Below are 15,347 nucleotides of genomic sequence, written 5' to 3'. Positions count from 1 at the left end.
TCTATCGGACAATTTTGAAACATTATGAGCAGTCGCGAACAAAAAAAACTTCAAACTCGGCACGCTTTTTTTAATGCCGTACTCGATCTATGTATGACAGGGCAATCTTTTAGCTCTATTAGTCTTAGACAAGTCACGCGTGAGGTTGGCGTTGTGCCGACTGCGTTTTATCGCCATTTTGATGATATGGAGTCGCTCGGTCGCGCCTTAGTCATCGAAGAGTTGGGTGGTACGCTCGCCACACTTAGCGATAGCCTACAAATTGGACGCAAGCGTAGCTTTGATCGTCAGATAGCGAAGAGCATTCAGCTGTTCTTGTATATGGTCAGCGATCAGCCTTATTACTGGCAGTTTTTGGTCAGCGAGCGCTACGGTGGCTCAGAATCTGTGCGAAAAGCCATCAATGAGCTGGTTAAAAAGCACGCCCAAAGTTTGGCAGATGACCTAGCATTACAGCCAGCATTTACCCATATCAATGATTATGACCGTCGTCTATTGGCTGAAGCTGGCGTAAATATGTTCTTTTCTTGGATTATCGACTGGTTAGAATTGACCTACACTGAAGATCACGATGATGAGATCGATCTAAATGTCATCGAAGAGAATAAACAGTTGATGCTACATAACTGCACTCGCCAAGCGCAGATGTTATTTTATGGGGCATACAACTGGAAATCTAGTGAAGAGACCCGCTTGAGAGATTAATGAAAAGCGCACTACCATTCATCAAAAGCTAGGACGAAACGCCCATAGTCGCTGCGTGACCACTTTGACTTCTTTGGGCTTTTCGCTAGTGATATCGCTACTGTTACCACTAGTGTCATTTGTGGCTTGACTGTCGTTCGCTGCGTTTTTACTAATCAATACGGTAGCAAAGCGCTGTCTTGCCTGACCAACAGTTGCATTATCACTCGCGGTAATAAGCGCCATAAAGGCTTGACTATCAACTGCCAACAAAGGCGTCAATGCTGCACGCCGCTTTTCATCTAAGCCATTCAAAATTGGCAGTTGCCATAGCTCATCGATAGACGTGAGCGCTTGCTTACTGCGCGTATCGACTATCCCTTGCATCTGCTGACTGGTTGCGCCATCGATCAGTGCGGCAAGCAATGCAGGGCTCGCAGTATTAATATTGATAGGCAAATAATAAGGAACCGCCGTCAGATAAGGTCGTAGTGTCGCTAGCACTTCTGCACTCACCCCTCGAACCTCTTGTAGCTGATCAACGCTAACAAATGGCTGGTTTGGTAATGAACCACCTACTGAACTGTTTCGCTGCTGAGTATATACCGCACTTTCATCAACGCTATCTAGATAGACCTCACTGTCCGTATCTTGCCAATCAAGGACGGCAACCGCAATATCTGGTTCTAAATTCAACTGTGTTAAGAGACGCTGAAACACTTCTAAAGCAGCAGTATCAACCGTACCACCTTGGTACAAGTTATTGATATTAAAACGCCCCGCCTCATCACGCAGCTCGATGCTGACACTATGGTTTGCTAATGTGTATGGCGGTATCGGCTGTGCCCAGATATCTTGCTCACTATCGGTGTCGTTGAGTTTGCTGTCCGCACGAATCATGGTCACTGCTAACTGCTGACCGGCATCGATATCTTGCAATAGCTGATTTTGATCAAACAATAATCCGCTACGCCTAATCGCAACTTTTTGGCTAGCAAGCATCGCGCCTGCAACCACAGTGATGCTCACCACCAATAGCAAGATAGTGAGCAGCGCCACACCGCGCTGAGAGTTTGCTTTCATTGTCATAGAGAGCTTATGTTGCTGAGCAAATGATGCATGTTAAATACTACCTTCTCAATTACTGTTTTCCACACTGCTATTATCTGTATTACTACCGCTATTACTGTTGTTACTGTTATTATCATTGTTACTACTATCGTTGCTATTGGCAGCCTTTGCGCTACTACGGGGTATTGGTTGTGGCGCTAGGGCCCACTGCCAAGTGATAGGCATGTCTTGATAAATAAAGTTGACGGCAATCCCTTTCGGTAGCAAAACAACATCGGGCTTAGCACCCGCTGCTTGCCCCAATGCTATATTTGTATTGCTACTATCATTGACGTCATCGCTTGGAAATTCGGTGCTCAGCTCTGGCAAATAGGCTTGCCAACGCCCAGCAGTAACACCTTCTAATAATACGCTGTCTAGACTGACGCTATCGCGCTTATCTTCAAGACTGGTATATTGACGACGTATCAGGCGCTCATCTGCAAAAATATATTCAATATGCTGTAGACTAGTGCTGCTTTGATAACGTGGATCAGGATCAGCAAAGCGTACAAAGCTGACACGCTCACCCTCTACCCTCATAAAAGGCTCAGGTGCTATTTCATTTTTTTGCTCGCCTGCTTGGTTATTGTTGTCTGTACTGTCGTTTGTACTGCTATTTGCCGCACCAATATTCTGAGTACTAGGCGCTTGATAAGGAATCACTTGCGCCATGTCTTGCTGCAGTTGTAGATAGGCGTATTGTAGTACGGCCAAATTATCAGCATGGAACTGTGCTCGCTCACGCGCGCGGTTGACACTGTCAAATACTTGCCAGCCTGCGACTGCCAACATGGCAAATATTGCCATAGCAACCATCAGCTCAAGCAGCGTAAACCCGCGCTGTAGTCTCACACTCACAAGCCGCCCTCTGCTTGCCCGATACTACTTTCACCACCCAAATCTAAACTGCCCGTATCTTGGTTGGCATTGCTTAACATGACACTAATATCAGTGACCGACGCGCCTGTCTGTCCGTCTATGATAGGCACCACTGCGATATTTACTTGTTTTAGTGCAGGTGTGATGGCATCACCGACAGTCATGACTATTTGCCAGTCACGCCCTTGAGCGTTAATCGTTTGAGTACGGTTGGCGGTCAACCATGTGTCTTGAATACGTAAATCAGCAGCGGCATTTTGTGCAACAAAATGAGCAAGCGTGCGGGTGCGCAATATATCAACCGATTTCAAATATGCACTGCTAGCACGGCTCGCCGCGACGGCTACTACTGCCAGAATGGCTAAGGCAACCATTACCTCAATCAAGGTAAAGCCACTCTCGCGCCCAGACTTGAGTGATATAGACTTGAGAGGCATAGACTGAGCCTTCGTCACAGAATATTTGGACAACTTATTCACTATAATCCCTGCCCTATCATCATACTACCATCGGGCATTATCGTAATTACCTCACCCACCAGACGCGAATCGTGAATCACTTCTATGGTGACTGGCGTCGCTTGGCCCGTACCAAACCACAATACCTGCGGCACGCTTTGATTACTAAACCAAGGCTGTAGCGTTTGCGTCTGCCCTGTACTCGTTGAATTACTAGTATCCAAGCTCTGCACTCTGATACTCACGCCAGCGGGCAGCTCAGGCAAGCTAACCTCTGGCTCAACCTCCCAGCTCGGTGTTGGCTGCGTCTCTCCAGTAGAGTCTGACAGACTGCTCAAATCAGCAGACAGCTCCATTGCGTTCTTGGGCTGGCTGTCCCTGCTACCTACTGCAATATCAGCCGTTTGATAGGCAATATAAGGATTCGATAAGGTAACGATTACAGGCGCTACCTGCCCCTGCTTATCTGCCTGCAAACGCAAACCCATCGGCTGCATACGCTCAGCTGATAGCAAACGGACGTAGCTCAGTGAATCAGTGAGATGTTCATAAAAGGCGCGGTTTTTGCGAGAGTCACTACTGCCGACAGACAGACTCATCATGCCAGCAAATATAGATAGAATAACCACCACTACTACGATTTCAACGAGCGTAAAGCCAGCCTGCCTATGACTGCTTATTGATAAGGTATGTTGTGAGGGACATGCATTACTTGATAGGGAGAGACAACTACAATCAGACGATGTAGCTAAAATACCAAAGCGATTTGGACAAGGCGTTTGACCGACTATGGCTAAAGGGCAATTGGCCGCTGAGCTGGACTGAGTCTTGACAGTGACCGGCATATTGCACCTATAAGCCTGTAATTCAGTTTTGTATATAGGACGATAACGTTCATTTTTATGAACGCTCAGAAAGATAGATTTTGACGTGCTGTCATATCAGGTATGACAACACATAACACTAAATAATCAATGATATCGAAAATCAGTCGACATTCTAATAATTGGTATTGCGATGCTCTTCTGATTCAGTATCGATCTGCTCTACTAATTCTTGCATATCTTCATCCATGACTTCATCTTCTTCAGCAGGATAGTGACTGGGCAATTCTAGCATTTGCTGAACAAAGGCGTAGCGCAAGGTATCACGGCGACCCAAATAACGCTGATAAAAGCTTGAGTTTAGTAGACCCGCACCGCCTTGACCCATCGCCCAAATAGAAGATAAATAATCGCGAGTACTCAGACTACTATGCTCGTCTTTCAGATAGGCACTGATAATATCAATCAAGCGCTTCATACGCTGGCGACGAATATCATACAACTCGCCAAATAAGCGATTCAGACCAGTGACCGATGCTGCCAGACGCTCTTCGATTTGATTCAATAGCATGGCTTTTTGCGGATTAAATAGCTGCTGAAAAATCATGCGGGCAACGCCTGCCGATGGGCAGTCATCAATACGGTTGATATCAAATAGCTGCTCTTCGTAACGAATAATAATACGCAGATAAAGCTCATCTTTACTAGAAAAATGCTTATATAGCGTGCCTTTAGCCAAGTCGAGCTGATCTGCCAAACTATCCAAAGTAATATCACCATCGCCTGACTCAAGTAGCAATTGCTCTGCCATCGCTAAAATATTTTCTTCTCGTGCCTTAAACTGATGCTGACGACTCATAATCTCTCCTAAAACATGACAAGATTAAGCATACAACCATCATTTACGGCAGTACATCGGCAATGAAAGTATGGGACTGTACCAAGACTGCTCGAGGACCACAAAAGGGAATATGCTTATGTTTGCTAAATAGTCATTGATAATCAGGTGGCTATATTTAGTATGATAAATACCTAAGGGGATTGAACCACAAGACTATCGAATAAATGACTGAGTGGTCATAGCATAACCATTTTAATGATACTGTGCCAGTAAATTTTCAAAGTTTTTTGCCGTCAGTGCACCGACTTCCTCGCTACTACATCCATACATGTCTGCGATACAGCTTGCCACGTAGGGAACATATGCAGGCTCGTTTGGTCTGCCGCGTTTGGGGACTGGCGCCAAATATGGACTGTCGGTTTCAATGAGTATTCTGTCTCTAGGCATTTTTTGGGCTGCATCTTTGATGTCTTGCGCACTCTTAAAACTCACGATACCTGAGAATGAGATATAAAACCCTAGATCTAGCGCGCGCTTCGCCGTCTCCCAATCTTCAGTAAAACAATGAATGATGCCATGTTCAGCACCTTCACTTTTTAGAATATCAATCGTGTCTTCTTTGGCATCACGCATATGGATGACGAGTGGCTTTTTTGATTGTTGGCTGGCATGAATATGACGTGCAAGGCTGGCTTGCTGCGCTTTTTTATTTTCGGTCGACCAGTAGTAATCCAAACCAGTTTCTCCTATGGCCCATACATGATCGGAGCTAGCGGTCTCTATCAGACGCTCTACGGTCGCTGACTGTAATATACCCATGTCCTCACAAGGATGGATACCGACGCTCATCCCTAGATTTAGCATCTCGTCACCATAGGTGCTGACAATATTAGCGATTTCATCATATTCAGCAAAATCACACATAATGGCCATCGCGCGAGTCACATTGGCAGTTTTCATGGCATCAATCGCGCCGGACAACTGGCCATCATATTTGGTTAAATCTAAACGGTTGAGGTGGCAATGCGTATCTGTAAACATAAATAATCTCGTTATTGGAACAATATCAGTAAAAGTTATTGAAATTTAAAATTCGTTGATAAGTTGATTGCTATAAAGGGTGCTGTTTTCAAGTAGCGCAAATGTGAGCGTTTTTAAAGGCTTGCGCATAAATGCCTAAAATCAATGCAGCGGCACAATACTCAGTGCAGCGGCACGACGCGCATCACTTCTTCTATCGTTGTCACCCCTTCACTAATGCGTTTTGCACCTGATAGACGTAGAGGCTGCACCCCTTCTCGGTACGCTTGCTGCTTGAGCACATCCAAGTTAGCATCGGCGGCGACCAATTTTTTTAACTCATTGGATAGCGGCATAATCTCGTAGAGTCCGACTCGACCTTGATAGCCAGTATGTCGACAGTGCTCGCAGCCTTGCGCAGTATAAATCTGTGTGGGTACTGGCGCGCGCCAAGGTTGTACCAACTCTTGCCACTGGATGGCTATTTCGCTGTCCGGTGTCACCTCTACTGCTTTTTTGCAGTGCGGACATAGCGTCCGTAACAAGCGCTGTGCCATAACCCCTAATATAGTCGCTGACGTCAAAAAAGGCTGGATACCGAGATCATGCAAGCGAGTGATGGAACTTGGCGCATCGTTGGTATGTAATGTCGAGAGCACCAAATGTCCTGTAAGTGAGGCTTGTACTGCCATATTTGCTGTTTCTGCATCCCGAATCTCTCCAACCATAATGATGTCGGGATCTTGACGCATCAGGGAGCGAATACCATCCGCAAAGTACAAATCGACACCTGGGTTGACCTGCATTTGGTTAAAGGCAGGCTCAATCATCTCAATAGGGTCTTCAATCGTACAGACATTCACTTGCTCAGTGGCTAGCTGCTTGAGCGTGCTATAAAGGGTGGTGGTTTTACCTGATCCGGTTGGGCCCGTGACCAAAATAATGCCGTTGGGATTTGCGGTCAGCTCATGCCACGTCTCAAGCTGCTTACCCGACAGACCAAGCTGCGCGAACGAGCGCACGAGCACTTCAGGGTCAAAGACTCGCATGACCAGCTTTTCACCAAAGGCAGTGGGCATGGTAGAGAGACGTAGCTCAGTCTCTAACCCTTTCGGCGTACGGGTTTTTAGTCGACCATCTTGCGGCTTACGTTTTTCTGCAACGTTCAGACGCCCTAAGATTTTGATACGTGCCGTCACTGCCACGATAATCGCGAGTGGCATCTCGTACACCGTATGTAGCACACCATCAATACGAAAACGCACTTTGCCCGTCTCACGGCGCGGCTCTAAGTGGATATCACTGGCGCGCTGCTCAAAAGCATATTGTAGCAACCAATCAACGACTCTAACGATATGCTGGTCATTGGCATCAGGGTTGGTATTATCACCCAGTTGCAGCAATGCTTCGACATTAGTAACATCAGCCGCGGCACGTTTGTGAACACTATTTGCCCCTGCTATGGCTTGCGTGACTTGATAGAACTCTTGGCGGTAGCGATTGATTTGCTCAGGATTAATATAAACCGTACGATAGCTTTTTGATTTAATCAGCTTTTCGATATTTGAGTGCCAGTCGGTATAAAAAGGCTGATCTGTCCCGATGACCACTTCATCTAAAGTGACCTCAATAGGCAAAATATACTGTGAGCGTGCATATTCAAAAGACATCAGCTGCGTCACTGCCGGGACGTCAACTTTTAATGGATCAATACGAACGAGTGGCATGTCTGCTTTGGCCGCTAGCCACTGATTTAGCCATGCCAGCGTCAGCTTATTGTCAGAGTTACCATCGAGGGCGTGTCCATTGGGCAAGCCAAACTCACTAATCGTCAGTAGTGGATGCTGTGCTTTGTTTCGGCGGCTGGTAATTACTAGATTATAGCCACGTTGATCAATGACTTTATCTGCCAATAACTCATCTAGGCACCAGCGTAAATCAATCACTATCGAATAATTCTGAGCAGCCATATTTTTCTTCTTTCATTGTTTGGGGTACGTTGACAAACATGCTATCGATTCATATCACTTATATTGCCACTACCGCTGTTATTTGCAACTGTCCTGAATCTATCAACCAAAAGCTCACATCAACAGACTTATAGCGCATGATAAAGGAGGTTTCTTTCTCTTTACGGCGGTATGCAGGCCTTGGATCTTGCGCAATTAACGCTTTGATAGCATCAATATCAGAGACTCGCAATTGGCTTTGTATTTGCTCAACTATCGAAGCAACTGTAGCACTTTTCGATACATTCTTTACAGAGCTATGGCTTGCATCATTATTACTGATTTCAGCAGGCTCTCCTACGCTCGCTAGCAGCATAAATTGTTCGTAAGCCACCTCTGTCATCACTACCTCTAACAATGATGGCGCAATTGGCGCAAATCCACTTTTTGCATCCGAAAGCGCGTCGCTGTAAGCCACGTACGGCTTTATATCGATAATTGGCGTGCCATCTATCATATCAGCACCCTTGATGATAAGTAACACGCGACCTTGTACTATCTCGATACGCTCAAGTTTGACGACGGACAGTCCCAGCGCTGATGGGCGGTACATACTGCGACTGGCAAATACCCCTATCTTTTGATTACCACCCAATCTTGGTGGCCGCACTTGCGCTCGAAAGCTACTATTGGCTTGATTACTGTCCTTATGTCGGTAGTTATGGTGAAACTGCCAACTGATCCATATATGGCTAAAGGCCTCTAAACCCTCAAACGCGACTGGCATATCATAGGGCGCTAGCATTTCAATGACACTGGTCAGCGCGACCAAATTCGGCTGCCTCGGCGCACCAAATTTCTGCGAGAGTGGCGCACGATGGTAGCCAATAATGGGGACTTGGTGAGAGTTATCTAAAGACATATTGTCATCAGACATAGAGCAGCTCCAGTAATAAAAAACGGTCCTTTTTAGACAATTCGGCCAAATGATACAAAATTACTCACTAACGATATTCCATTTTATCATGCTGGTGGGTAGCAGCTAGACGGATTTTTACTTTAAAGTTTGGTATCATGTGCAAGAAATTTTTTGATGAGAGTCTTTTACATTTGGCTTATTTGTAACTCCTCTTATCAATACTGATGATTTAACATGCACAAAAAATAGTCTACAGGCCTATCGGCTGGTAGATACACTTTATTATTGAATTTTACGGTAGGTACGTTTTAACATTCAGCTTTTTCGATAACTATTAGAATACTGATAGGTTTTTATATTTTTTAATCTATCATTGAAAATTTTGATTTAATACGTATTTAAACCTAACGACACCGATAGCAACCTATTAATTAACGAGGACTTTATGTCAAAACTTCGCACCGAAACGGTCACAGAGGTTCATCATTGGAATGACTCTCTATTTAGTATCAAAACCACTCGTGACGATGGCTTACGCTTTCGTAATGGCGAATTTGCGATGATTGGTCTTGTTGTCGACGGTAGACCACTGTTGCGTGCTTATTCGATTGCCAGCCCTAATTACGAAGACCAGTTAGAGTTCTTTTCTATCAAAGTGCAAGACGGTCCGCTCACCTCACGCTTACAGCACATCAAAGTAGGCGATGAGCTATTGGTCAGCAAAAAACCGACAGGTACATTGGTATTAGACGATCTACTGCCGGGCAAGCATCTATATATGCTGTCAACAGGTACCGGACTTGCCCCTTTCTTGGCATTGGCACGTGACCCTGAAGTATATGAGCGCTTTGATAAAGTCATCCTAGTACATGGTGTCCGTCACGTCCATGATTTGGCTTATCGCGACATGTTCGAAAATGAGCTGCCGAATGATGAAATCTTTGGTGAATGGTTCCGCGAAAAGTTCATCTACTACCCGACTGTCACTCGTGAAGAGTTTAGAAACCAAGGCCGAGTCACAGACCTGATGAAGTCTGGTAAATTATTCGAAGATATCGGTTTACCACCGATGAATAAAGACGACGACCGTGTCATGATTTGCGGTAGCATGCCGTTCAATGCTGAAATTTCAGCCATTTTGGATGACTTTGGCCTGACCGTTTCACCGCGCATGGGTGTGCAAGCAGACTACGCGGTTGAGCGTGCTTTTGTAGGATAAAATATTTTTTTGAATTAATATTAAATAATTCTTGACGAAGAAAAATAGGCTGCTATAATACGCAGCCTATACAGAGTTAACCCTGTACCAAATTCGATAATATTTATTTAATAGACATTATCTTCTAACATGCCAGTGTGATGGAATTGGTAGACATGACGGATTCAAAATCCGTTGCCTTTAAAAGCGTGTCGGTTCGAGTCCGACCACTGGTACCAATATGTAGTACAATCTAACCTCCCTTTTCGGAGGTTTTTTTGTGTCTGTTAATTTTATACCTGTGATATTTTTTGTTTACATCGCTACTTCAGATTCTCTAACAACACTTATCTTGATCGGTACGGCATAGCTCCATGGCATGCCAGCACTGCAATAAAAAGACCCATCACGAAACGACACAATATATGCTGTAAAATCATTACCACAATGATCCATCATGGCTTGCTCGTCGCTATCATCGCAAACTGCACACCATATTCGTTTTTCGCCGCGCGCTAGCATTGCCCGTGTTAAATCGCTCCCTTTCAATTCGTTATTCATTTTCTGCTCCTTGATCGTTCTGAACTCTCTAGCAACGATATGTTTTTAAAGAGTTGATCTACCAGTACTCCATTCACAAGTTTGGTATAAGAGCTACAAACAACGTCTTTCTACAGTACTAAAAATATATGAGGCGTTATCTACTCTTGTTACCTTGCCTATCATTGTGAATACTTATAGTTTAAAACTTTAATGTGCTAACTGTAATAGATATCCATCGAATTTACGATGAATAGCAAATCTATTAAGATAGACGGTTTATTGAGATAAAATAACTTGACAAACGCTTTCACAAAAGAGGCCGATAGAAAACAACTGTTTGCTAATGTCAGCGTAAGTATTAGAAAGCTGTGTTATTTACTGTACATAATCTTACACTATATTTAATTACTGATATATATCAATAATTAAATATTATTGTGATTTAGTCAAAAATTTATGGGAAAGCCACTTTGGGCTCTAACAATTGATAATAGAAAAAGCCATTAATTCAGGTAAAATACTGAACATGACAGACTCCAAACAATCAAATCCTCGTAAAATCATTCATATCGATATGGATGCCTTTTATGCCAGTGTGGAGCAGCGTGACTTTCCTGAACTGCGTGGTAAACCATTGGTGGTTGGCGGTGATCCTAATGGTCGCGGTGTAGTTGCTGCTGCCAGTTATGAGGTGCGTCAATTTGGCGTACGCTCAGCCATGTCTTGCTATGAAGCTCGCAAACGCTGCCCAGAAGTTATATTTGTAAGACCACGTTTCGAGGTTTATAGAGCCGTCAGTGGTGATATTCGCCGCATTATGCATAGTTTAACGCCCCATGTAGAGCCGCTATCATTAGATGAAGCGTATCTTGATGTCACAGGGCTATCTGTACACAAAGGCTCAGCGACATTGATGGCCAATTGGTTACGCGCGCAGATATTAGAACATACAGGATTGACTGCTTCTGCTGGTGTGTCATTTAATAAAATGCTTGCCAAGATTGCTTCTGACATCAATAAACCTAATGGTACAGCCATCATCACGCCACAAGAGGCAGATCACTTCATCAGTACATTACCTATTGAGCGTTTTCATGGCATAGGTAAAGCAACGGCAAAGCGCTTACATGCGATGGGTGTGAGTAATGGCGCTGATCTTCGGCGTACATCGGCTGCCGTGTTGGTAAAAGAATTTGGTAAACGTGGTCAGTTTTATCATGATATCGCTCATGGCCGCGATGAACGCCCTGTCAAATCTGAACGTACGCACAAGTCTGTTGGTTCAGAGACGACATTCAGAGACAATCTGAATGATGATGACGCATTACTCACGCAAATATATGAGCAAAACGCGGATGCCTTTAATCAAATGTACCAAAAGCAGCTAGTCGCTCATACCATTACTCTAAAAATCAAATATTCAGACTTTACTCAAATCACCCGCTCACATACGCTTTCGACGACGTTTGATAGCGCCGAGTCTGCACATTATTGGCTAGACAAGCTATTTTTGGATATTCCGCGTCAGCTCCCCATTCGACTGGTTGGTGTGACTTTTTCTTCGTTAGCACCTGCCGCTCAGTTACTGCCTCAGCTAAATCTGTTTGAGTAAATTAATCTACAACTGATAAAAAATTCGTTGTAAATTAACATAGCCAATAATATTTACTTAGGCTATTTATAGGTTTGAAATATATCTTATACATGATTACTGCTGAGCAAAGTATCCTCTCACAAAGGTATTTCTGCTACAATTATGCCAAAATTCCTATCCATTTAAAGACTGATTATGACCGACTCTCACATTGACTCTGCTGATACTAACGCACCAACTGATACCGACAAAAACAACGACGTCTTGGATTATCTGAGCGTTGAAGATTATGATTATGAGCTGCCAGATAGCCTGATTGCACGCTACCCATTAGCGCAGCGCTCTGCTTCAAAGCTTTTATACTTGCCAGCTCATACTCAAATAAATGACACTCGTGTAGAAGATCGTTTGTTTTCTGAGTTGCCTGACTTATTAGAAGCTGGAGATCTCATTGTCTTTAATGATACCAAGGTGATGAAAGCACGCTTGTTTGGTCAAAAGGATACTGGCGGTAAACTTGAAGTACTGATTGAACGCCTAGTCGATATCTCGGACTTAGATGAAGTGACACTGCATCTAAAAGACACCAATGATGAAGCGGTCAATCAAGAGCATATTGCCCTTTGCCATGTCAAAGCCAGCAAAGCGCTCAAGCTTGGTCAACGCTTACAACTTGCCGATGGTCATATGAGTGGCACAATGATTGGTCGTCAAGACAACTTATTCATTTTGGCGTTTGATGCGCCGATCTTGCCGAATCTAGAGCTTTATGGTGAATTGCCTATCCCGCCCTACTTTGAGCGTCATGCTGATGACACTGACAACACTCGTTATCAAACCGTTTTTCATGATCCGGCCAAGCTCGCCAGCGTGGCTGCACCGACAGCAAGCTTACATTTCGATGAATCCGTACTAAGCAAGCTTGACGAGAAAGGTATTAACACCGCTTTTGTCACATTGCACGTTGGCGCGGGTACCTTTGCTCCCGTCAAAACAGACAATCTGCTCAATCACACCATGCATAGTGAATATGCACATTTGCCACAAACGACTGCAGACCTCATCAATCAAACGCACGCGAATGGCAAAAAGGTTATCGCGATTGGCACAACAGTGACGCGTGTTCTTGAAACGGCTTATCAAAAAACTGCCATTGATGGCCAAGCACTCTCTAGTTGGTCAGGCGATACAGATATATTTATTTATCCTGGGTTCAAATTCGGCGTTATTGATCGGTTACTGACTAACTTCCACTTACCTAAATCGACACTACTGATGCTAGTATCGGCATTTTCAGGTAAGTCATCTATCGAACACGCCTATCAACATGCTATCGAAAAACAGTATCGATTTTTTAGTTATGGCGATGCCATGCTACTAGATAGAAAAGCTGATTGAACACTACAAAGACATTTTGTGCATTGGACACAACAGTTGTGAAATAAACTGGTAAACTAAACGGTATTTTGTTATAACAGCAAAGACAACTTATTTATACTAAAGGGCTGCTCATGTCTTGTCATCTATCTCGTCGCTTGACTACTATACATCGCGCGGTATCGATGGCACTACTTTGTTCTGTAGGGTGCGCCGTCTTAGTACCGAGCGTACAAGCAGCAACCATTGGTAAGACGGTGGTCACTTCAGCCCAGCATGAGCCTTTAGTAGCAAGCATCGTCGTCAGTAATATTCGAGCCGCTGACTTTTCTGCCAGTTTGGCAAACTCGACCATTTACCAGCAAATGGGTTTGACCCCGACTGACTCTATGACGGTACGCTTTCAGCCCACCTCCGCGACCAGCGGTCAGGTTTTTATTACCACATCACAGCCGGTATCTAAGCCTTTTGCTGATGTCGTATTAGCGATAAATGATAATGGCCAGCGTAACATGGTACCCAAAACGCTACTGATGCCATTAAAAGATAGCGTGCCTATCAATACTGGTAAAAATATCGCCACAGGTGCCAAGAAGCCAAATTTGCCTAGCGTTTCTGCAAGTAATGCCATGCCTTTGACGGTCAGAAAAGGCGCGCCGCCGCCATTGATGTCTACCCCTGCTATATCCTCGCCCAAGTTATCAAAGCCAAACAAACCAGCGACTGAATTGTTGGCTTCTACATCACCCGCACCTAATATTCAGGCGCCAACAGTGACAGCTACCTCACAGGTCAACAGTCTTACTTATACACCTAGCCGCCTCAATAATGGTCGTTTAAATAGCAGTGCTGACATAAACAATAGTACCAGTCGTTCAACTGCTATTGGTAACAGCCAAAGCTCGGTAAACACTTTGGATAACAGTGCATTAAGTGTAGCAAGTAGTAATAGCGGTACAATGATACCTGATAACAAAGGCGGTACTGACGCGCGCGCTTATAACAACCGCGCTTATAATAATGTAGTTGCGGCGGATAAGCAAAGTACTGACAAGCAGCTTGATATCCTAAACATACAAGTGACGCGCCAAATACAGCCAAGCAGTAAAGCAGACTCTGACCTCATGGCAAGCTCACCTGTCAAAGCAACAACCACTAAAGCGATAGATAAATCAAAAAGTGTAATCGACTCAGATAGCACTGTTATCGCCACAGCTCAAGGCAGCAATATACCTGCTAATACAGCATCATCTGTGCCATCCAAAACGACGACTAATCCAAGTACAGCTAGCAATAAAGTAACGAGTAATGCGACCACTCAATATCAGGTGCAACGCAATGATAGCTTGTGGATGATCGCGGAGCAGATCGCGCGCGAGAACAATCTAGATACGCCAACAGTGATGAAGCAGATTCAGTCACAGAATCCTGATGCTTTTATCAACAAAGATGCTGATCAGTTAAAAGCCGATGCTAAGCTTAGCCTACCTAGCTACGATGTCATCCCTTCACAGCAACATTTAGAAGCTGCCATCAATGCCCAAAGACAATACAGTCGTAGAGCGAATACGCCTGTGGTAAAAAAGTCAGCGCAGACAGTGTCCAAAAAGTCGTCTGAGACAGCACAAGTGGCCAGCGTACCTAAGAAACCAACCACCACTAAAACACAGAAACTGCCACAAGCACAGTTTTCTGTCCTTGCCCCTGGTCATGATGGTAATGCAGATGGCACTCAGGCGAAATCAGCGGCAGATAAGGGCAATGGTCTAAGCACCGATATATTAGCAACGCTAAAAGCCTCAAGACAAGAGACTGCCTCACAAGCTCAGCGCCTGTCAAAAACCAGCAGCGCGCTGGACAACTATACGAAAAAGATCCAATTACAAAATCAAAAACTGGCTGAGCTACAAGCTCGTCTCAAAAAACTACGCAATCAATAATTGCCTAA

The 15,347-nt window shown here is 44.4% G+C and carries 14 protein-coding genes and 1 tRNA gene; 6 read left to right on the top strand and 9 right to left on the bottom strand.

The features are described from left to right. Positions 1 to 24: 24 nt before the first annotated feature. Positions 25 to 705: a TetR family transcriptional regulator gene (locus tag QO189_RS01730; protein ID WP_058023818.1), complete on the top strand. Its 681-nt coding sequence runs from the start codon at positions 25 to 27 to the stop codon at positions 703 to 705. A gap of 21 nt (positions 706 to 726) precedes the next feature. Here QO189_RS01730 and gspK read toward each other — a convergent pair whose 3' ends face one another. The 8 genes from gspK to tsaA all read right to left on the bottom strand — a co-directional run bounded on the left by gspK (position 727) and on the right by tsaA (position 8,705). Beyond that, positions 727 to 1,773, bottom strand: a complete 1,047-nt coding sequence (gene gspK, locus QO189_RS01725; RefSeq protein WP_371531247.1) for a type II secretion system minor pseudopilin GspK — start codon at positions 1,771 to 1,773, stop codon at positions 727 to 729. Positions 1,774 to 1,821: 48 nt separating this feature from the next. Next, positions 1,822 to 2,655, bottom strand: a complete 834-nt coding sequence (gspJ, locus tag QO189_RS01720; protein WP_371531246.1) for a type II secretion system minor pseudopilin GspJ — start codon at positions 2,653 to 2,655, stop codon at positions 1,822 to 1,824. Then, on the bottom strand, positions 2,652 to 3,113 hold the full coding sequence (gene gspI, locus QO189_RS01715; RefSeq protein WP_371531245.1) for a type II secretion system minor pseudopilin GspI: 462 nt from the start codon (positions 3,111 to 3,113) through the stop codon (positions 2,652 to 2,654). The genes gspJ and gspI overlap by 4 nt, the downstream gene beginning before the upstream one ends. A gap of 41 nt (positions 3,114 to 3,154) precedes the next feature. Beyond that, positions 3,155 to 3,979, bottom strand: a complete 825-nt coding sequence (locus tag QO189_RS01710) for a prepilin-type N-terminal cleavage/methylation domain-containing protein (RefSeq protein ID WP_371531244.1) — start codon at positions 3,977 to 3,979, stop codon at positions 3,155 to 3,157. Positions 3,980 to 4,133: 154 nt separating this feature from the next. Beyond that, on the bottom strand, positions 4,134 to 4,817 hold the full coding sequence (locus QO189_RS01705; RefSeq protein WP_201599651.1) for a TetR/AcrR family transcriptional regulator: 684 nt from the start codon (positions 4,815 to 4,817) through the stop codon (positions 4,134 to 4,136). Positions 4,818 to 5,051: 234 nt separating this feature from the next. Continuing rightward, positions 5,052 to 5,840 (bottom strand): TatD family hydrolase, encoded by a 789-nt coding sequence (locus tag QO189_RS01700; protein WP_371531243.1) that lies wholly within the window; start codon positions 5,838 to 5,840, stop codon positions 5,052 to 5,054. Between the two features lie 161 nt (positions 5,841 to 6,001). After that, positions 6,002 to 7,789, bottom strand: a complete 1,788-nt coding sequence (locus tag QO189_RS01695) for a GspE/PulE family protein (protein ID WP_371531242.1) — start codon at positions 7,787 to 7,789, stop codon at positions 6,002 to 6,004. Positions 7,790 to 7,847: 58 nt separating this feature from the next. After that, positions 7,848 to 8,705, bottom strand: a complete 858-nt coding sequence (tsaA, locus tag QO189_RS01690) for a tRNA (N6-threonylcarbamoyladenosine(37)-N6)-methyltransferase TrmO (RefSeq protein WP_371531241.1) — start codon at positions 8,703 to 8,705, stop codon at positions 7,848 to 7,850. Positions 8,706 to 9,132: 427 nt separating this feature from the next. On the opposite strand from tsaA, the gene QO189_RS01685 reads away from it, so the two are divergent. Both QO189_RS01685 and QO189_RS01680 read left to right on the top strand, forming a co-directional pair. Continuing rightward, the gene (locus QO189_RS01685) at positions 9,133 to 9,906 is read left to right on the top strand and encodes a ferredoxin--NADP reductase (protein WP_371531240.1); all 774 of its coding nucleotides are present in this window, start codon (positions 9,133 to 9,135) and stop codon (positions 9,904 to 9,906) included. Positions 9,907 to 10,037: 131 nt separating this feature from the next. Further along, a tRNA-Leu gene (locus tag QO189_RS01680) sits at positions 10,038 to 10,124 on the top strand. Between the two features lie 76 nt (positions 10,125 to 10,200). Here the strand turns inward: QO189_RS01680 and QO189_RS01675 are convergent. Beyond that, positions 10,201 to 10,446: a hypothetical protein gene (locus tag QO189_RS01675; RefSeq protein ID WP_238037420.1), complete on the bottom strand. Its 246-nt coding sequence runs from the start codon at positions 10,444 to 10,446 to the stop codon at positions 10,201 to 10,203. 508 nt (positions 10,447 to 10,954) lie between these two features. On the opposite strand from QO189_RS01675, the gene dinB reads away from it, so the two are divergent. The 3 genes from dinB to QO189_RS01660 all read left to right on the top strand — a co-directional run bounded on the left by dinB (position 10,955) and on the right by QO189_RS01660 (position 15,339). Continuing rightward, a complete protein-coding gene (gene dinB, locus QO189_RS01670) occupies positions 10,955 to 12,040 on the top strand; it encodes a DNA polymerase IV (RefSeq protein ID WP_371531239.1) in 1,086 nt (361 codons plus the stop codon). 177 nt (positions 12,041 to 12,217) lie between these two features. After that, a complete protein-coding gene (queA, locus tag QO189_RS01665; protein WP_371531238.1) occupies positions 12,218 to 13,420 on the top strand; it encodes a tRNA preQ1(34) S-adenosylmethionine ribosyltransferase-isomerase QueA in 1,203 nt (400 codons plus the stop codon). Positions 13,421 to 13,533: 113 nt separating this feature from the next. After that, complete coding sequence (locus QO189_RS01660) at positions 13,534 to 15,339, top strand: peptigoglycan-binding protein LysM (RefSeq protein ID WP_371531237.1); 1,806 nt, start codon at positions 13,534 to 13,536, stop codon at positions 15,337 to 15,339. Positions 15,340 to 15,347: the final 8 nt, after the last annotated feature.

The organism is Psychrobacter sp. Arc29 (assembly GCF_041431175.1).
Taxonomy (GTDB): Bacteria; Pseudomonadota; Gammaproteobacteria; order Pseudomonadales; family Moraxellaceae; genus Psychrobacter.
This window is presented reverse-complemented; position numbering and strand designations above follow the sequence as displayed.